Origin of the sequence: Aminobacter sp. MET-1 (assembly GCF_026521175.1) — a bacterium.
In the GTDB taxonomy this organism is placed as follows: Bacteria; Pseudomonadota; Alphaproteobacteria; order Rhizobiales; family Rhizobiaceae; genus Aminobacter.
The window spans coordinates 52,065-71,169 of sequence record NZ_JAMSHL010000027.1 but is presented as its reverse complement, the minus strand read 5'-3'; the positions used below and the strand labels follow the sequence as shown (position 1 = coordinate 71,169).

Sequence of the window (19,105 nt, the reverse complement as noted above, 5' to 3'; positions counted from 1 at the left end):
CGCCGCGCCCATCGCCAGCAGCACGAACACATTGACCGACATCTCAGCTATCGGGAGATAAATGCCCACCCGTCAGTCTCTACAAAAAGAAATTGCCGCCACCCGTTTCGGGGTGCCGGTTACCTAACGGCTACTTGCGCCGACATTGCGGCGAAGTCAAACACACCGCGCTCGAAACGGAAAATAACTCAACTAGTTAACTGGGCTGTTAACGGCGGGGTCGGTCGGCAGGCGAATGCGGCGGCGCAATCGGCCGCCGCCTGCCATCATTTGCGGGCGATCAGTGCCTCGACCAGGGCGGTGTCGACATCGCCGGTGGGCGCCATGCCATTGTCCTTCTGGAAGGCGGCGATGGCGTCCTTGGTCTTCTGGCCCATCATGCCGTCGGGCTTGCCGGTGTCGTAGCCGTTCTTGGTCAGGATGGCCTGGACGTTGTGGATCGCCTTCTTCATGTCGACGGCGGTGGGCGCGTCCTGCCAGGCGGCGGGCACGTCGACCGAATTGGATGCGGGGTCGAGTGTCTTGGCCTGCCACAGGTCGGTGGCCTGCTTGGCGCGCTTCAGCTGCTCGGGGTTGAGCGCCTTGGCAATCTCGTCGCGCTTGGCGGCTGCGTCGGTGTCGCCCTGCTTGGCGACAAGTGCGAACCACTTGTAGGACTCTTCCAGATTCTGCTTCATGCCGACGCCCTTGGCGGCGAGGATGCCCAGGTTGAACTGGCTGTCCTTGACGCCGAGATCGGCCGCGCTGACGAACCAGCGTGTGGCGGACTCGTTGTCGACAGTGCCGTCTGCGCCTATGGCAAACAACACCGCCAGATTGTGCATGGCGCTGGCGTTGCCCTGTGCGGCGGCGAGTTGGTACCAGGTCTTGGCCTTGGCGGCATCGCGATCGACGCCCAGCCCTTTCTCGAACATGTTGCCGATCCGGTACTGCGCTGGCGCAAAGCCGAGTTCGGCAGCCTTCTCGTACCACTGCGACGCGGCCTTCATGTCGGCCTGGGTGCCGCGTCCTTCGGCGTAGCGCGAGCCGATCTCGAACAGCGCCTTGGCGTCGCCCGCGTTCGCCGCCTGGCGCAGCGGCTCCGGTCCGAAGGTCGCCTGCAGCACGGGTGCTGCAGCTTCGATAGCGGGCTTGATGGTTTCGGTCACGGCAGGGGCTGCCGGGATCGACTGCGTGCTGCGACGGTCAAGCGCGACCTCGACCGGCTCGGAATAGTCGCTGGCATCGGCCAGTGCGTCAGGCGCCGGCTCGTCGACAGCCATGTTTGCCAGTTCCGGCTTGTCGACGTTGCGGACCGGAGCCGCGGCCTCGTCGATGGCCTTTGCCGGGGCGGTCGCCGCGGGCATGACGGGAGCCGGTGCCGGGGCAACCGTGATGCTTGCGGTTTCGACCGGATCGCTGAGGAACGCCTTGCCGAGCTGCATGCCGGCAAGCGCCAGCATGACGGCGCCGACGGCCATCAGCACCGACTTGCGCCGGGCCTTGATCAGGTCGCCGATGCGCAGCGCGCGCACCGGACCCTTGAGGTCGGAGCTGCGCTTCAGCGCGTCAGCCTCGGCGGCGGCTGCCTGGGCGGCGCGGCGGGCGGCGGCGATGAAGTCCGCCTTGGCTGCGTCAGCCTCGTTGCCGCGCGCCGGCTGGCCGCGTTCGTCGCGGACGCGGCGCATGATGGCGTTGAGGTCAGGCGCGCCCGAGCCGGGTTCGAGCGGACGGTTGGCGATCTTGGGATCGAGTGGCGCATCGAGCGAAACCTCGGATGTCGGGGCCACGACATCAGGCTCGGACGCTTCGACTGATACCGGCTCCTGTTCCTTGGACTTGCGCGAGAAGGCGCGGGCGAGACCGCCGAACATCGACCCCTTAGCGGGCGCCTGTTCCTTCTTGTCGGTGCGCACGCCGTCGAGCGCGGCAACGGCTGCCGCGGCTTCCGCTGCGGCCTGGGCCGGGCTGCGCGACGTCCGCTCATCGGCGGCGGCGTGATCGGAGCCGCGACGGCCGAAGGTGGCATGGGCCTCGGGAAGCGGCGCCGGCTCCTCGGGGGCGAGCGACGGGGTATCGAGCACGGCGCGCACAGGCTCTGCCTCGGCAATCGGCGGGGTCAGGAGCTCGGCGACGGATGCCGGAGGCGTCTCGACCGGCGCCTTGGGCTGGACCGGCATCGCGGCAGGGGCGTTGGTTTCGATCGAGCCGAGACGATCGACGATCTTGAGCAGCGTGTCGTGGATGGCCTCGAAGGTCTTGCCGTTGCGCTCGTCGGAGCGGCGGGTCAGCGCTTCCAGTGTCTTGAGATCCTGCGCCAGCCCTTCGACCGCGACGGATTCGGGTGCGGTACCGGCGAAGTTGCGTACGGCATCCTCGGCCGCCTTGCGGGCGGCTTCGACCAGGGCTTGATGGTTGCCCATGATCGAGCGCTCGATCTCGTCGAGGCGTGGACGGATGTCTTCGAGCTCCGGCAGCGGCGCGCCAGGGCGGGCAAGGTGTTCCGACAGTCCGCTGACCTGCGCCTCGAGGCTGCGGATCAGGCTGGGATCGATGCTGGCCACCTGCGCCGAGGAGATTTCGAGCCGGGTCGAGATGTCTTCGAGGCGGGCCTCGAGACCACGCATTGCCTGTTCGGTGGCGGTGTCAGGGCGGTTGGTTTCGAGGCGCTGGGCGAAGGCCGTGAAGCGCGCGTCGATGGCCTCCATGATGTCGCGGTTGTCGGCCGCCGGCTGCGCCGACTGGCGGTCGAGCCGGTCGCCGAGGTCTTCGAGGCGGCGTTCAAGGTCGCGGAACAACGTGTTGCCATGCTCGATGGCGTCGCCCTGGCGGCGCTCGAACACGTCGGCCAGCGCGTCGAAGCGCTGCTCGATGCCCTGGAAGACCAGGCTGGCGTCGGGTGCCTGAGGCGCACGTTCGATCTTGTCGGCGATCAGCGAGATCTGGCGGCCCAGGCGCTCGACGGCCTGTCCTGGAACTTCGCTGCGGGCAGCGATGCCGTCGACGCGATCAGACAGGACATTGAGCCGGTCGATGATCTCGGCTGTCGGCTGCTGGTCGGCGGTGATTTCCTCGATCTGGTGGGCGAGGGCGGCGATGCGCAGCTCGATGCGTTCGAACGGCGCGGGGTCGAAATGTGGTGTCTGGGCTGCGACCGTCGAGGCGACGATGGCGCGCGAAATCTCGTCGAGGCGCTCGTCGATCAGGCCGAACATCTCGTCGCCATGACTGTCGCGCTGGCGCACGAACTGGTCGACGGCGCCGGCAAGCGTGCGGACCTTGTCCTCGATGGTGCGCAGCGACAGCGATTCCGGCAGGCTGTTGACGGCCTCATTGATCTGTTCGAGCCGGCCGGCAAGCGCCGCGAGTGCCGGGTCTTCGCTGCGCTGACCCTGATTGGCCGACATGCGGTCGGCGAAATCGGTCCAGCGCCGGTCAAAGTCGTCCCAGCGGCGATCGACCGACAGCACCGTCTCCTCGCGCGCCAGGTCGGTCAGCGAACGACGGACCTGTTCGAGTTCGAGGCGCAGCATGCTGACGCTCTTGTCGTCGCTGCGTTCGGCGAGCGAATGGATGGCGCCCGACAGGCGCTCCAGTTCGAGCCCGAGTTCGGCGCCGGTGGCGCCAGCTGCGCCTGCGCGGTTGGCGCGGTCGATGTCCTGGCGCAGCTGGTCGAATTCGCGCTGCAGGCCCGATGTCATCTGGTGGCGCATCTCCTCGCGCAACGCGCGCAGTTCGCCGGCGATCTTGCCGACGGCGGCGACGCCGTCCTCCTGGCCGCGGACGCGGTCGATGTCGCGGGCGATGGCGTGATAAGGGCGCTCATAAGGCTTGGTACGGCCAAATTCGCCACGCGGCACGTAGCCTGTCGCCGGCGCCTGGCGCATCGAGGGCCGCTGCGGTTCGGCGGTTTCCTCGCGTGTCCGGTCCAGCCGCGCCTCGAGGTTTTCGAGCGAACGATTGAGCTCCTCGAGCGAGGCATGCTGGCGGCGCTGCCTGCCGTCATTGAGGCTGTCGAGATAAGACCGCTTGTTGTTCATCGAAACGCCCGTTGGTCAGAGTGCTGGCAGAAGACCAGAGTCTCAAATCCTTGCCGGGATCGGGGATTGCGAAGCGCCTTGCGGAAACATGGCTTCCCGGGCTATTCGCCGCCCTCCGAAACCGTGAACAATTCGGTACATGATGACCACGGGAGAACCGACATGCGCACATTTCCCTGAACGTGGTAAATAACCTCTTAACCAAGCTTAAGAATGTGCGACGTTGTGTTACCCCTCCGGGCTGTGGCTGCGACCAGATTTCCCTTGCGTAGGGTAGGGCTGATCGTTATAGCATTTACGTAAACGTAAGACGTGTGCAGAACGCCGTCTTGAGTGCATTTACATAGAAACCACGATCGGAAGCCCGCCCCCTTCGGCTTCCAGTCAGAGCACGGCTGGCGATGCCGCCGCCGCTCGCAATTGGGGATATCGGAAGCAGATGATGAAACTCGTATCGGTCGCCGATGCTGCGGCCAATGAAAACAATCTTACCGGCGAAGAATTTGTTCGCATCGGCGAGATGGCGAAGAAGTACGGCGTGACGCTGCGGACGCTGCGTTTTTACGAAGACAAGGGGCTGCTGAACCCCAAGCGTGAAGGCGCCACCCGTCTCTACACACGCCGCGACCGCGCCCGCCTGAAGCTGATCCTGCTCGGCAGGAAGGTTGGCTTCTCGCTGCGCGACGTCAAGCAGATGATCGACCTCTATGATCCGAGCGGCACCAACGCCAAGCAGCTGCGCCTGACCATCGACAAGTCGGAAAAGCAGCTCGGCCGCCTGCAGAAGCAGCGCCAGCTGCTCGACGAGGCGATCGACGAGCTGAGCAATCACATGTCGGCCGTTCGCCAGTTGCTGGCCGAGCGCACCGCAGTGCAGGCAAGCGCTGCCGGCTGATCATCCCTGGTGATCTGATCGACGGCCCGGCGGGGGAGACCTCACCGGGCCGTTTTTCGTTTGAGGGGGGCTCATCGCCATCTTAGGGGGCGCGGCGCATGGGCCCAGCCGCCTGCCATTCATGGCGCGAGGGGCATTTGGGCCCCGGCTCGCTTTCGCCGTCGTCCTGCCATGGATTCCCGACACTCTCGGCTCGCTTAAGCGCGAACCTTGAAGGTTTGCTGATGCGTCCTCGCTATCCGTCATCCCAGACCTCGTGAGCGAGTGAAGCGAGTCATGTCGTGACGCCAATGACACCGCTGCGGTCCAGAATGTCGTCGGTCGCGGCCACAAATGTTGCAGTCTGGCATCGAGTGCCATCGGATGGTGTATCCGGAATGCTCCTGGCAACTCACCCAACTTGCCGCCATGTCTTGCTCGTATCCCCGGCCTAAGGCGTTGAGAAATCCACCGGAATGCGGATTCACAAAAATTGACGTTTACGCAAACGTCAATTTTTGCTAATCGACGTTCGACAAGCGGTTCCCCGTCGCATACCGTCTGGCCGGAACCGGCACAAACCATGCTGGAGGAAGAGCAATGCCGATATTCCGGGCCCCGGTCGAGGACACCCTATTTGTGCTGAACGACGTGCTCGGCTACGAGCGTCACAGCAACCTCGCCGGCTTTTCCGATGCCAGCGCCGATGTGCTGGAGGCGATTCTCGCCGAGGGCGCCAAGCTCGCCGAAAACGTCATGCACCCGCTGAACCGAGTCGGCGATATGGAAGGCTGCATCCGCAACGACGACGGCTCGGTGACCACGCCCAAGGGTTTTAAGGAAGCATTCGACCAGTATCGCGAAGGCGGCTGGATGGGCCTGGCGGTGCCGGCCGAGCATGGCGGCCAGGGTCTGCCTTACACCGTGCATTCGGCGGTCGGCGAATACATGTCGTCGGCCAACATGGCGCTGATGATGTATCCCGGGCTGACCCAGGGCGCGATGGCTGCGATCCTCGTGCACGGCTCGGAAGACCAGAAGGCGACCTGGTTGCCCAAGATGGTCGAGGGCGCCTGGACCGGCACCATGAACCTGACCGAGCCGCATTGCGGCACCGATCTCGGCCTGCTGCGCTCCAAGGCCGTGCCGAACGGCGATGGTTCCTACAAGATTTCGGGCCAGAAGATTTTCATCTCGGCTGGCGAGCACGACATGTCGGATAACATCGTCCATCTGGTGCTGGCCCGTATAGAGGGCGCGCCGGAGGGCGTGAAGGGCATCTCGCTTTTCATCGTGCCCAAGTTCAAGCTCGACGCTTCGGGCAATCCCGGCGCGCGCAACGCGGTGTCGTGCGGTTCCATCGAGGAGAAGATGGGCATCCATGGCAATTCGACCTGCGTCATGAATTATGACGAGGCCGAGGGCTTCCTGCTCGGCGAGGCCAATGGCGGCCTGAAGGCGATGTTCACGATGATGAACGAGGCCCGCCTCGGCGTCGGCCTCCAAGGTCTGGCAGTCTCGGAGATTGCCTACCAGAATGCCGTTGCCTACGCCAAGGACCGCATCCAGGGCCGCTCGCTGACGGGTGCCAAGGCGCCCGAGAAAAAGGCCGACCCGATCATCGTCCACCCCGACATCCGCCGCAAGCTGATGACCATGAAGGCCTTTAACGAGGCTGGCCGCGCGCTGGTTCTGTGGACCGCGATCAACTCTGACGTCGCCCACCGCTCCGAAGAGGGCGGTGAACGCCAGGCGGCGGAGGATCACATGGGCCTCATGACGCCTGTGGTGAAGGGCGTCTTGACCGACAAGGGCTTCGAGCATGCCGTGATGGCTCAGCAGGTCTTCGGCGGCCACGGCTACATCGAAGAGCACGGCATGAGCCAGTTCGTGCGCGATGCCCGCATCGCCATGATCTATGAAGGCGCCAACGGCGTGCAGGCGCTCGACCTCGTCGGCCGCAAGCTCGGCCTCAATGGCGGCCGCGCCGTGCAGGCCTTCTTCAAGGATGTCGGCGAGTTCTGCGAAGCCAATCGCGGCGACGAAACCATGGCGCCCTACACCAAGGGTCTGAAGAAGGGTCTGAACGACCTGCAGGCTGCGACCATGTGGCTGGTGCAGAACGGCATGACCAATCCGGACAATGCGGGTGCGGCCTCGACCGACTACATGCATCTCTTCGGCCTTGTGGCGCTCGGCTACATGTGGGGCCGGATGGTGAAGACGGCGCAGGAAAAGTTGGCCAATGGCGCGGGCGACCAGGCGACGTTCCTGGAGAACAAGCTGGTGACCGGCCGCTACTTCATGGAGCGCGTCATGCCAGAGACCGCGGCGCATCTCGCCCGCATCTCGACCGGCTCGGCGACCATGATGGCGCTTCCGGCGGAGGCGTTCTGACCGAATTTCCGGGCGGCCGCACGCGGCCGTCCCCTTGTTTGCGGCGTCGAAACGCGGAGGAGATCGTGGCGACAATTCCTGCAGATGTTCTGGGGCTGCCCAGGCCCGCCTGGGCCGGCGAGGACGTCGCCATGCTCTACGACATGGCGCATCGCTTCATGTCGGAAGAAATCCTGCCGCGCTACGACGAGTTCGAAAAGAACGAGATGGTCGACCGCGCGTCTTGGGAAAAGGCTGGCGCCGCCGGCCTGCTCTGCGCCTCCATGCCCGAAGAATATGGCGGTTCGGGTGGCACCTTCGCCCATGAGAGCGCCATCATCGAAGCGATCGGCCATGTTGGCGTCGACGGCTTCGGCATTGCCCTCCACAACTCGATCGTTGCCCCCTACATCCTCCACTACGGCTCGGAGGAGCAGAAGAAGAGGTGGTTGCCGAAGATGGCGACCGGCGAGCTGATCGGCGCCATCGCCATGACCGAGCCGGGCGCCGGCTCCGACCTGCAGGGTGTCAAGACGCGTGCCGACAGGGACGGCAACCAGTATCGCATCAACGGTTCGAAGACCTTCATCACCAACGGCCAGCACGCCAATCTGATCATCGTCGTCACCAAGACTGATCCGTCGAAGGGCGCCAAGGGCACCTCGCTGATAGTGGTCGAGACTGACGAGGTCGATGGCTTCGAGCGTGGCCGCAACCTCGACAAGATCGGGCTCAAGGCCAACGATACCTCCGAGCTGTTCTTCAACGACGTGCGCGTGCCGACGTCGAACCTGCTCGGTTCCGAAGAAGGCCAGGGCTTCGTCCAGCTGATGCAGCAATTGCCGCAGGAACGGCTGCAGATCGGCACTGGCGCGATTGCCATGATCGAGCGTGCGCTTGCCGAGACCATCGAATACGTCAAGGAGCGCAAGGCCTTCGGCAAGGCGATCCTCGATTTCCAGAATACCCAGTTCAAGCTGGCCGAACTCAAGACCGAGGCAACCATCGGGCGGGTCTTCTACAACGACTGCGTTACCCGTCACATTTCCGGTGGGCTCGATCCGGTAACTGCGTCGATGGCCAAGTATTGGCTGTCTGACCTGCAGTGCAAGATCGTCGATGAATGCCTGCAGCTGTTCGGCGGCTATGGCTATATGAACGAATACCCCATCGCCCGCATGTATCGCGACGCCCGCGTGCAGCGCATCTACGGCGGCACGAACGAGATCATGAAGCTTTTGATCGCGCGTTCGCTCTGAGCCGCCGATCCGAAAACCAAGGAGCAAGAAAAATGGCTGACGCTTTTGTCTATGACGCCGTGCGCACGCCGCGCGGCAAGGGCAAGAAGGACGGATCGCTGCACGAAGTGCCGGCGGTACGCCTCGGCGCGAAGGTGCTGGAAGCGCTGCGCGACCGCAACGGTCTCGACACCGCCCAGGTCGACGACATCATCTTCGGCTGCGTCGACCCTGTCGGCGAAGCCGGATCTGTCATCCCGCGCTCGGCCGCCTTCGAGGCAGGTTACGACAACAAGGCACCGGGCATGCAGATCTCGCGCTTCTGCGCGTCCGGCCTCGATGCCATTAATTTCGGTGCGGCCAAGATCGCCCAGGGCGCCGACGAGATCGTCATTGCCGGCGGTGTGGAATCGATGTCGCGCGTCGGCATGGGGATGTCCGGTGGCGCCTGGTTCATGGACCCTTCGGTCGGCATTCCGGCCTGGTTCATGCCGCAGGGCGTTTCCGCCGACCTGATCGCCACCAAATACGGCTTCTCGCGCGACGACGTCGACGGCTACGCCGTCGAGAGCCAGAAGCGCGCCGCCAAGGCGTGGGAGAAGGGCTACTTCAACAAGTCGGTCGTGCCGGTCAAGGATCAGAACGGCCTGACCATCCTCGCCCATGACGAGCATATGCGCCCGACCACCGACATGCAGTCGCTCGGTCAGCTCAACCCGTCCTTCGTCATCCCCGGCGAGATGGGCGGTTTCGACGCGATCGCCGTCCAGCGCTACCCGGAACTGGAAGAGATCAACCACGTCCACCATGCCGGCAATTCGTCCGGCATCGTCGATGGGGCGGCAGCGGTACTCCTCGGTTCCAAGAAGGCTGGCAAGGCGATGGGCCTGAAGCCGCGGGCGCGCATCCGCGCCTTCTCCAACATCGGCTCGGAGCCGGCGATGATGCTGACCGGCCCGGTCGACGTCACCGAGAAACTGCTCAAGCGCGCCAAGATGAAGCTTTCGGACATCGACCTGTTCGAACTCAACGAGGCCTTCGCCTCGGTGGTGCTGCGCTACATGCAGGCCTTCGAGATCCCGCACGACAAGATCAACGTCAATGGCGGCGCCATCGCCATGGGCCACCCGCTGGGTGCCACCGGCGCAATGATCCTCGGCACCGTGCTCGATGAACTCGAGCGCCGCAATCTCAACACGGCCCTCGTGACCTTGTGCATCGGCGCCGGCATGGGCACCGCGACGATCATCGAGAGGGTGTGAGCATGGCGGAACTCAACCGACGTGCGCTTCTGGCGCTGATCGGTGGCGGCGCTGTCGCAGCCACCGTCGGCATCGTCTCGGTCGAAGCCGCGCCAGGTGGCGCCTTCCGCCTGCGCGGCATGGTGCGCTCGACGGCAAGCGGTCCGATGCCGGTGGGTATCCTGAAGGTCCGGCTCGAGGAGCAGGGCATCATGGACAAGGCGGCCCGGCGCATTGCCGAAACCACTGTGCGCAGCAACGGCCGCCAGCGTGTGGTGCCGTTCGAGATGGTCGTGCCGCGCGCCTCGCTGGCACGCGCCTACGATCCTGGCTTCAGTGTGCGCCTCGAGCGCAACGGCCGGCTGATTGCCATCAACACCACCAAACAACGTTATCGGGGCGGCCTCGAGGCTTCCCTGCAAATCGAACCCATCCTTTACTGAGGGGGCACGAAACTATGACCAGCTACACGAACTTCACGGTCGAAACCGATGCCGATGGCATCGCGCTCGTCACCTGGAACATGCCCGACCGCTCGATGAACGTCTTCACCGAAGAGGTGATGGGCGAACTCGACAAGATCATCGACCAGGTTGTCGCCGACGCCGGCATCAAGGGTGCCGTCATCACGTCGGGCAAGGAGACCTTCTCCGGCGGCGCCGACCTCACCATGCTGCAGAAGATGCTCGGCATCTATGCCAAGGAAAAGGCCAAGGACCCGGAGAAGGCGACCAAGCTGCTCTTCGACAATGCCGGCCGCATGGGCGCGCTGTGGCGCAAGCTCGAGACCTCGGGCAAGCCGTGGGTTTCGGCGATCAACGGCACCTGCATGGGCGGCGCCTTCGAGCTGTCGCTCGCTTGCCATGGTCGCGTCGCGGCTGACTCGGACAAGGTCAAGATGGCCTTGCCGGAAGTAAAGGTCGGCATCTTCCCGGGCGCCGGCGGCACCCAGCGCGTGCCGAGGCTTGCCGACCCGCAATCGGCATTGCAGATGCTGACCTCCGGCCAGACGCTGACGCCGCAGAAGGCCAAGGGCATGGGTCTGATCCATGCGGTGGTCGAACCTGCCAAGCTGATCGAAGCCGCCAAGGCCATGATCACGGCTGGCCTCAAGCCGGTCCAGCCCTGGGACGAGAAGGGCTTCAAGCTGCCCGGCGGCCCGGTCTATTCGGCAGCGGGCGCCAATCTCTGGCCGCCGGCAATCGCCATCCTGCGCCGCGAGACTTATGGCAACTATCCGGCCGCGACCGCGATCCTGAAATGCGTCTACGAGGGCCTGCTGGTGCCGTTCGACACCGGCCTGCGCATCGAGCAGCGCTACTTCACTGAGATCATGCAGTCGAAGGAAGCGGCGGCGATGATCCGCTCGCTGTTCGTGTCGCTGCAGGAGTTGAACAAGGGCGCCCGGCGCCCCGAGGGCATTGCCGACACCAAGTTCAAGAAGATCGGCATCATCGGTGCCGGCTTCATGGGCGCAGGCATCGCCTATGTTACGGCCAAGGCGGGCATTCCGGTCGTCCTGATCGACCGCGACCAGGAGTCGGCTGAGAAGGGCAAGGCCCATTCCGACAGCCTGATCTCCGACCAGGTCAAGAAGGGCCGCGCCAAGCCCGAGGAGCGCGAGAAGCTGCTTTCGCTGATCACGCCGAGCGCCGACTATGCCGACCTTGCCGGCTGCGACCTCGTGGTCGAGGCGGTGTTCGAAGATTCGGAAGTCAAGAAGGCCGCGACCGAGAAGGCGGAAGCCGCGCTCAAGTCGTCGGCGGTGTTTGCCTCGAACACCTCGACCATTCCGATCACCTCGCTTGCCAAGAACTCGGTCCGCCCGAAGAACTTCATCGGCATCCACTTCTTCTCGCCCGTCGACAAGATGATGCTGGTCGAGATTATCATGGGCAAGAAGACCGGCGACAAGGCGCTTGCGGTGGCGATGGACTTTGTACGCGCCATCAAGAAGACGCCGATCGTCGTCAACGACACGCGCGGCTTCTACGTCAATCGTTGCGTGCTGCGCTACATGTCGGAAGCCTTCAAGATGTTGATCGAGGGTGTTCCGGCGGCGATGATCGAGAATGCGGCGAAGGCTGCCGGCATGCCGGTCGGCCCGCTGGCGTTGACCGACGAGACGGCCGTCGACCTTGCCCAGAAGATCATGAAGCAGACCATCAGGGATCTCGGCGACAAGGCCGTCGATCCGCGCCAGATGGAACTGATCAACACCATGGTCGACACCCATGGCCGCCTCGGCCGCAAGAACACCAAGGGCTTCTACGACTATCCGGCGAAGCCGGCGAAGAAGAAGCTGTGGCCGGGCCTCAAGGACCTCTATCCGCAGAAGGCGCCCGAGAAGGTCGACGTCGAGGAGCTCAAGCTGCGTCTGCTGTCGGTCATCGCGCTCGAAGCGGCGCGAGTGATGGAGGAGGGCATCGTCACCGACCCGCGCGAGGCGGATGTCGGCTCGATCCTGGCCTTCGGCTTTGCGCCCTACACCGGCGGCGCGCTGTCCTTCATCGACGGTATCGGCGCCAAGAAGTTCGTCAAGATCGCCAAGGATCTGCAGAAGAAATATGGCGCCGAGTTCAAGGCACCCAAGCTTCTCATCGACATGGCCGACAAGGGCGAGACCTTCTACCAGCGTTTCGATCCATACGCGAAATCTGAGGAAAAGAAGGCGGCCTGACGAAGCATGTACGTCTGGGCAAGACTGGCTCGTATGGCCGCGACGAAATCTCGTCGCGGCCCTTACCGTTTTGGCGATGAAGGCCGGCTGTCGTTCCGCTGCCTGCCGACCGACATCGACTTCAACATGCATCTCAACAATGCACGCTACATGATGCTGGCCGATGTCGGCCGCATCGACATCTTCATGCGCTCGGGTCTGATCGAGCTTGCCCGCAAGCGCGGCTGGGCGCCGATGCTGGGTGGCCTGCAGACTGTGTTCGTGCGCGAGATCAGGCTGTGGAAGCGCTTCGACGTCGTCTCCTCGGTGGAGACCTGGAACGGCTCGGAGGTGATCGGCAAGCACCGCTTCGTGCTCGACAATGGCGAGACGGCGGCTCTGATCATGACCAGTGCCGGCGTCTATGACCGGGCCACCCGCCGTTTCGTCCAGATCGACGACCTGGTGCGCGAACTGGGCTATGACGGCGCAGCGCCCCGGGACGTCAGCGAGGAAGAGCGCATCTTCATTGCTTCGCACAAGGGTTTGAGGATGCTCGCCAAATCAGGTGACTGAGGCGGCATTCGTGCCCGACTTTGGGGCGGACGGCTTTTTCGCAACCAGCGGCAATGGTAATATCAGTATGTTCTAATAATGGCATTCGCCGGAAGGATGTTGCCATGCGCATGCTTCTCAAGATCTCCATTCCCGCCGCCCAGGGAAACCGCGCCATCAAGGACGGCAGCCTTGCCTCGATCATGGAAAAGTCGCTTGCCGAGCTCAAGCCGGAAGCGGCCTACTTCACCCTCGACAAGGGGGAACGCACCGCCTTCATATTCGTCGACGTCAAGGACATCACCGCGATCCCCAGCATCTGCGAGCCGTTCTTCTTCGGCTTCGAGGCTGCCATCTCCATGACGCCGGTGATGGACGCAAACGACCTGCGCGCCGGCCTCAAGCTGATGATGCAGAAGACGTGACGCCCGACCGTCGCGCCGCTGCCGATATGGCAAGGCGCGACACACTGGACATTCCCCGCACGCGTGGTTAAATGCCGAAAGGTATTTTTTCCTGTCTTGAGGGGAGCGCCATGCTCTCGCACGAACGTGTCTGGGCCGCGATCGACGCTCTTGCCGAGCGCTATTCGCTTTCGGCGTCGGGCCTCGCCAAGAAGGCCGGGCTCGACTCGACGGCGTTCAACAAGTCGAAACGGCAGTCGGTCGACGGGCGGCCGCGCTGGCCCTCGACGGAGTCGCTGGCCAAGATCATCGAGGCGACCAATTCCTCGCTGGAGGAGTTTCTTGCATTCGTCGAGCCGGGCAGGGCCGGCAGCCGGGCGAAGGCCGGGGGACAGGCCGCGGGTGTGCCGCTGCTGGGCTTTGCCCAGGCGGGTGCCGGCGGTTTCTTCGACGATTCCGGTTTTCCGGCCGGCCAGGGCTGGGAGTTGATCGTCGAGCCGGGCGCGACCGTGCGCAAGGGCGACCGCGTGGTGGTCAAAACCATCTCGGGCGAAGTGATGGCCAAGGTGTTGGAGCGACAGGGGCAGGGTGTCATCGAACTTTTGTCGCTCAATCCCGAGCATCCAAACCGTCGCTTCCCCACCACCGAGGTGGAATGGGTGGCGCGCATTGTCTGGGCGAGCCAGTAGTGGCGCGATGAAACCAGCAGCATTGGCAGTGGCCGCAGCCGGTTTCGGCATCGCCTTCCTGGTCGCTTCCGCCGGCGGCCACAGGTTGACTGCGCTGGAAAGTCCCACCGTCGATATCATCGACGAAAGCGACCTGCCGGCCGACATGACCGGCGACGACAACATGGGCGAAGCCATCACCGACAATCCCGCTGCGACAGATCAGCAAAACCCTGCCGAAGCTCTGCCGGAGCAGCCCGCCATGCCGGAAGCGCCGGCCGCCGAACCCACGACGCAAGCCGTGCGCCCGGTGGCGCAGGGTGAGTTCGTGCCGCCTGCCGTCGAGCCAAGCGGGCTGGAGCGCGAGGCGCCGCGCGCGCCGCTCAGCGATCTGAGCCTAGCCTTGCCGCCCAAGCCGAAGGTAACCGCCGAATGGGATGGCACGACGCTGTTCCAGCCGGTGGCCTCTGCCGCTGGTCGGATCGAGGCGAAGGGCGTGCGCGTTGCCATTTCAGGCGTTGCACCGCTGGCATCAGAGGAAAGTTGCAGCTTCGAAGGCAAACAGTGGAATTGCGGTACACGCGCGCGCACGGCCTTCCGCGGGCTGCTGCGCAGCCGCGCCGTGGTCTGCGACATGCCGGCGGATGCCGCGCAGGGTGACGTGGTCGCCCGGTGCCGGATCGGCAAGCTGGATGTTGGCGAATGGCTGGTCGCCAATGGCTGGGCCAGGGCCGAGGCCGGTGGACCCTATGAGGATGCCGGCAAGAAGGCGGAGAGCGACGGCAAAGGCATTTATGGCGCGCCGCCAGAGCGTGTCGAGATGACCTTGACGCCGGCGGGCTCGACGTTGCCTGCCACCGAGCCACCATCGGCCGAGCCCGCGATCGAACTGCCGGCGCAGTAATTCAGGCGTTGTCGGGCAAGCGTTCCATGTAAATGTCGAACTCGTCGCGATGGGTCTCGGCGAAACCGTGGCGCTCGTAGAAGCGCCTGGCGTCGCTCTCGCGCAGCACATCGAGCCGGATCGGCAAGCCCGTGGCATCCGCCTCCGCCAGCATTTGGCGCAGAACCGAGCTGCCGATGCCATGGCCCTGCGCTTCCGGCACGAGATAGAAATGCTCGAGCAGAAGTGCGCCGTCCTGCGGGCCGAAGGCGACGCAGCCGATCAGCTGTTCTGTCGGCGCAAGGACAAGGCGTGTGTGTTGCGACCTGAACGAGTCGCGAAAACGGGCTCGCGCCTGCTCGGGATCGAAACGGCCGATGCGCTCGAGGCTCGGGCGCATCGCCAGCAACCTGATCTCGAAAAGGCGTTCGAAATCGGCTTCCCGGGCCGGCGCGAAGCTTAAAGTCGCATTCGCGTCGGCGATTGCCACCTCAGGCCGCCAGCTTGCCTTCGAGCCCCTTGCGGATGAGTGCGCAGGTCTCTGCTGTGCCGTAGAGTGCCGCGAACGAGCCGAAGCGCGGGCCGCGTTCCTGGCCGATCAGGATCTGGTAGATCATCTGGAAGAAAGCGCCCGACACGCCGGGGCCGCCCTCCGGGCTCTGCTTGGTGTGATCCTGGTAGCGCTCGATCTTGCGGGCGACGTTGAGCGAGGCGTTCTGGATCGCTTCGCCGTCCGAACCGGCCGGAAGAGCTGCCAGCGCCTGTTCGAGCGCCGCAAGTGCCTCGCGCTCGACGTCGTCGGGGGCGCGGAATACCTTGGTCGGCTTCACGAAGTCGTCGAAGTAGCGGATGGCGTAGCCGGTCAGCTTGTCGAGATCGGGATGCGTCTCGGGCGTCACGCCGGGCGCATGGCGCGAGATGAAGCCCCACAGCACGCTCTTGTCATGGGCGTTGGAGGCGCTGACGAGATTGAGCAGCAGCGAGAACGGCACCGGCAGGTCGATGGCAGGCGGGTTGCCGTCATGCATGTGCCAGACCGGGTTGCCGAGGCGGTTCTTCCAGTCTTGCTTCGGGTAAGCGGCCAGGAAGCTGTAATATTCGTCAACGGCCTTGGGGATGACGTCGAAATAGAGCTTCTTGGCCTGGCGCGGACGCTGGAACATGTAGAGCCCGAGGCTCTCGGTCGGCGCATAGGTCAGCCACTCGTCGATGGTGAGGCCGTTGCCCTTGGACTTCGAGATCTTCTGGCCGTTCTCGTCGAGGAACAGCTCGTAGACGAAATGCTCGGGCGCGCGTCCGCCGAGAATGACGCAGATGCGGTCATAGATCGCCGCATTGGTCTGGTGATCCTTGCCGAACATCTCGAAATCGACGTTGAGCGCTGCCCAGCGCATGCCGAAATCGGGCTTCCACTGCAGCTTGACCTTGCCACCGGTGACCGACAGCGTGGTCTCGGTGCCTTCGTCGTCGAATGTGATGGTGCCGGCCTTGGCGTCGACGTTCTTCATCGGCACGTAGAGCACGCGCCCGCTCTTGGGCGAGATGGGCAGGAACGGGCTGTAAGTCGCCTGGCGTTCCTCGCCCAGTGTCGGCAACATCACCTTCATGATGTCATCGTACTTCTCGGCCGCCTTGAGCAGCATCGCGTCGAACTTGCCCGACTTGTAGTAGTCGGTGGCGCTGGCGAACTCGTAGTCGAAGCCGAAGGTGTCGAGGAAGCGGCGCAGCATCGCATTGTTGTGATGGCCGAAGCTCTCGTAGTCGCCGCCGAACGGGTTCGGCACCGAGGTCAGCGGCATGTGCAGATAGGGCTCGAGCGCTGCGCGATCCGGCACGTTCTCCGGAATCTTGCGCATTCCGTCCATGTCGTCGGAGAAGCACAAAAGCCTGGTCTTGACCTTGTTCTCGGTCAGGACATGGAAGGCGTGGCGCACCATCGTCGTGCGCGCCACCTCGCCAAAGGTGCCGATATGCGGCAGGCCCGACGGGCCGTAGCCGGTCTCGAACAGAACCGTCTCGGGCAAGCCCGTTTTCTTGTAGCGCTCGACGATTTTCTTGGCTTCCTCGAACGGCCAGGCTTTGCTTTCAGCCGCAGCCGCCAGGAGTTCGGGGTTGAGATCGATGATGTTTGATCTCGTCATGTCGAGAGCCCTTTGATTGTTGGGCGGAATTTCCGCCGAAGACGGCCATGCTCTATGCGCGCATGCCGCGGGCGTCAACGATTCCGGCCATTTTTCGTTGCAGACAGGCAGGCGCGTTCCTAAGTTCGCGTGGCAAACAACCCTTCCGGAGAACTCAATGGCCCTGCCTTCCGCCCACGAGGCGCTGATCCATCTGATGGTCATCACCTCAGCTTCCGATCGCGACATGACCGATGTCGAGCTGGCGCGCATCGGCGTGGTGGTCAAGACCTGGCCGATCTTTGAGGATTTCAACGAAAAGCGGCTGATCTCGATTGCTCAGGACTGCCAGGAATTGCTGCATGCCGAGGCGGGGCTCGAAGGCGTGTTGGAGCTCGCCCGCCGGGCAATTCCCGACCGGCTGCACGAGACGGCCTATGCCGCGGCCTTCGAGGTGGCGTCGGTCGACCTCGAGATGCGGATGGAGGAACTGCGTGTGCTGCAGCTTCTGCGCAAGCACCTCAATGTCGATCCGTTGACCATCGCGGCGATCGAGCGGGCGACCAAGGCCCGCCACCGCACCCTGACCTGATTGTCGACTGGTCAGTAGAAGCTGACCGGGAAATAGCGAAGATAGAGCTCGGCGAAGGTGCCCTTGGCCGAGATCTCGTGCAGCGCATAGTCGAAGGCTGCGGCTAGTGCTGCATTGTCCGCCTTGGTCGCGACGGCAAGCCCGGTGCCGAGATATTCGGGGGCGATATACGGACCGCCGGCAAAGCGGCAGCAGCCTGCCGCATCCGTGCCCGCAAGCCAGAAGGACAGGCGCATGCCGTCGCCGAAGACGGCGTCGAGCTTGCCGTCCTTGAGGTCCTGGTTGAGCCAGTCGGCCCGCGAATAGGTGACCACCTTCACGTCGCCGAAATAGTCCCTGAGCACGCGCTCATGCGCCGAGCCGGCAAGGACGCCGACGCGCTTGCCGCTGAGCTTGTCGACCATGGGCTCGGTGACGGCCTGGGCCTTGCTCATGATGAAGCGCGCCGGCAATTGCAGATAGGGGCGCGAGAAGGCGTATGTCTCGCGGGTCTCGGCGGTCGCCGGAATACCGGCGATCAGCGCCTCGCCTTCGCCCTTGTTCAGCGCATCGCCCAGTTCCGCCCAGGGCAGCGCCTGGATCTGGCACTTCTCGGCAATGCCGAGTTCGGCGCAGATGGCGCGGGCGAGGTCGATGTGGAAGCCGGACAGGCGCCCGCTCTTGTCGATGAAGTTGAACGGCGGAAAGTCCGTCGTCGTCAGGAAGCGCAGGCGCGGCAGCGTCGAAAGATCCGGCTTGGGCAGCCGCTCCTTGCTGTCCCACAGCACCGGCACCTGCGGTTCGGCGGCGCGCGCCGGGCCGAGCAGCGTTGCAAGCGACACGGCAATCGCAAGCATCAGTGCGGATTTCATGGCTGCGCTCCGGTCCCCGGCTGCGGAGTCGGCTGGAGAGCTCCCCTCGCGGCACGACCCATGGATTCAATGACTTGCACGATTCGCACCGTCCTGAAGGCGCGCTGCTTCCTGATATCGAGGCAAAGCTTTACCGTTCGGATCGCCCGGAGGCAAAGCCAATATGCACAATTGCACGGGCCGCGAACAAAGCTGGGTGGAATGCATATCCTGATATATTGATGCGGGTGGTGTCTCACCCATTCGGGGCATGGCTTACCCAAAGGTGATATGCATTATTGGCATCGGGAGTTGCAGCACTGGGGATGTTGCAATGACACTGGACCAACCGCCGTAGGGAGGACGCGCGCAAGCGTGCGGGCTGCGAGGAGCAGTCGGTAGCGTTTGGTCCATCGACTGTCGAAGTATCCAAATTTTCGGCTCGCAGGCCGTGGGTGCGTGATGGTTGCGCTCGACTCCAGTCACGCAACCATCCGCCCCTCTTTTTTTGGCGCTGACGCCTCTGATCCTGCCACCCCCGAAGAAGCCAACGACAACAGTCTGAGCCTCCATGGATCGGCCCTGTCCGACATGGTCGAGCTGCGTCTCGTCCTCGACCTACTGAGCAATTCCAAGGAAGAGCGTT

General features: G+C 64.0%; 15 protein-coding genes. 11 read left to right on the top strand and 4 right to left on the bottom strand.

Annotated features, from left to right (window positions below):
* Nucleotides 1–266 precede the first annotated feature (266 nt).
* Nucleotides 267–4,019: a peptidoglycan-binding protein gene (locus NDO48_RS25965; RefSeq protein WP_267322660.1), complete on the bottom strand. Its 3,753-nt coding sequence runs from the start codon at nt 4,017–4,019 to the stop codon at nt 267–269.
* Nucleotides 4,020–4,461: 442 nt separating this feature from the next.
* On the opposite strand from NDO48_RS25965, the gene NDO48_RS25960 reads away from it, so the two are divergent.
* The 10 genes from NDO48_RS25960 to NDO48_RS25915 all read left to right on the top strand — a co-directional run bounded on the left by NDO48_RS25960 (nt 4,462) and on the right by NDO48_RS25915 (nt 14,938).
* Nucleotides 4,462–4,914, top strand: a complete 453-nt coding sequence (locus tag NDO48_RS25960) for a MerR family transcriptional regulator (protein WP_026226875.1) — start codon at nt 4,462–4,464, stop codon at nt 4,912–4,914.
* A 579-nt stretch (nt 4,915–5,493) separates the two neighbouring features.
* The gene (locus tag NDO48_RS25955) at nt 5,494–7,290 is read left to right on the top strand and encodes an acyl-CoA dehydrogenase (protein ID WP_018426442.1); all 1,797 of its coding nucleotides are present in this window, start codon (nt 5,494–5,496) and stop codon (nt 7,288–7,290) included.
* Nucleotides 7,291–7,355: 65 nt separating this feature from the next.
* Nucleotides 7,356–8,528: an acyl-CoA dehydrogenase family protein gene (locus tag NDO48_RS25950; RefSeq protein WP_026226876.1), complete on the top strand. Its 1,173-nt coding sequence runs from the start codon at nt 7,356–7,358 to the stop codon at nt 8,526–8,528.
* Between the two features lie 32 nt (nt 8,529–8,560).
* Nucleotides 8,561–9,769: an acetyl-CoA C-acetyltransferase gene (locus tag NDO48_RS25945; RefSeq protein WP_018426444.1), complete on the top strand. Its 1,209-nt coding sequence runs from the start codon at nt 8,561–8,563 to the stop codon at nt 9,767–9,769.
* Between the two features lie 2 nt (nt 9,770–9,771).
* Nucleotides 9,772–10,191: a YbaY family lipoprotein gene (locus tag NDO48_RS25940; protein WP_018426445.1), complete on the top strand. Its 420-nt coding sequence runs from the start codon at nt 9,772–9,774 to the stop codon at nt 10,189–10,191.
* Between the two features lie 14 nt (nt 10,192–10,205).
* Nucleotides 10,206–12,428, top strand: coding sequence for a 3-hydroxyacyl-CoA dehydrogenase NAD-binding domain-containing protein (locus tag NDO48_RS25935; RefSeq protein ID WP_018426446.1), 2,223 nt, complete (start codon nt 10,206–10,208; stop codon nt 12,426–12,428).
* 6 nt (nt 12,429–12,434) lie between these two features.
* Nucleotides 12,435–12,983 (top strand): thioesterase family protein, encoded by a 549-nt coding sequence (locus NDO48_RS25930; RefSeq protein ID WP_026226877.1) that lies wholly within the window; start codon nt 12,435–12,437, stop codon nt 12,981–12,983.
* A gap of 104 nt (nt 12,984–13,087) precedes the next feature.
* Entirely contained in the window at nt 13,088–13,387 is a 300-nt protein-coding gene (locus NDO48_RS25925; protein WP_018426448.1) for a hypothetical protein, read from the top strand.
* A 110-nt stretch (nt 13,388–13,497) separates the two neighbouring features.
* Nucleotides 13,498–14,055: a S24 family peptidase gene (locus tag NDO48_RS25920; RefSeq protein ID WP_267322659.1), complete on the top strand. Its 558-nt coding sequence runs from the start codon at nt 13,498–13,500 to the stop codon at nt 14,053–14,055.
* Between the two features lie 7 nt (nt 14,056–14,062).
* Nucleotides 14,063–14,938: a thermonuclease family protein gene (locus NDO48_RS25915; RefSeq protein WP_267322658.1), complete on the top strand. Its 876-nt coding sequence runs from the start codon at nt 14,063–14,065 to the stop codon at nt 14,936–14,938.
* 1 nt (nt 14,939) lies between these two features.
* Here the strand turns inward: NDO48_RS25915 and NDO48_RS25910 are convergent, their stop codons facing one another.
* Entirely contained in the window at nt 14,940–15,407 is a 468-nt protein-coding gene (locus NDO48_RS25910; protein ID WP_267322657.1) for a GNAT family N-acetyltransferase, read from the bottom strand.
* 1 nt (nt 15,408) lies between these two features.
* Nucleotides 15,409–17,058 carry a lysine--tRNA ligase gene (locus NDO48_RS25905; RefSeq protein ID WP_018426452.1) on the bottom strand — a complete coding sequence of 550 codons (1,650 nt, stop codon included), beginning with the start codon at nt 17,056–17,058 and terminating at the stop codon, nt 15,409–15,411.
* 157 nt (nt 17,059–17,215) lie between these two features.
* Here NDO48_RS25905 and NDO48_RS25900 point away from each other — a divergent pair, with 157 nt between their 5' ends.
* Nucleotides 17,216–17,629 carry a tellurite resistance TerB family protein gene (locus NDO48_RS25900; RefSeq protein WP_018426453.1) on the top strand — a complete coding sequence of 138 codons (414 nt, stop codon included), beginning with the start codon at nt 17,216–17,218 and terminating at the stop codon, nt 17,627–17,629.
* Between the two features lie 11 nt (nt 17,630–17,640).
* Here the strand turns inward: NDO48_RS25900 and NDO48_RS25895 are convergent, their stop codons facing one another.
* The gene (locus NDO48_RS25895) at nt 17,641–18,480 is read right to left on the bottom strand and encodes a transporter substrate-binding domain-containing protein (protein WP_040456012.1); all 840 of its coding nucleotides are present in this window, start codon (nt 18,478–18,480) and stop codon (nt 17,641–17,643) included.
* Nucleotides 18,481–19,105: the final 625 nt, after the last annotated feature.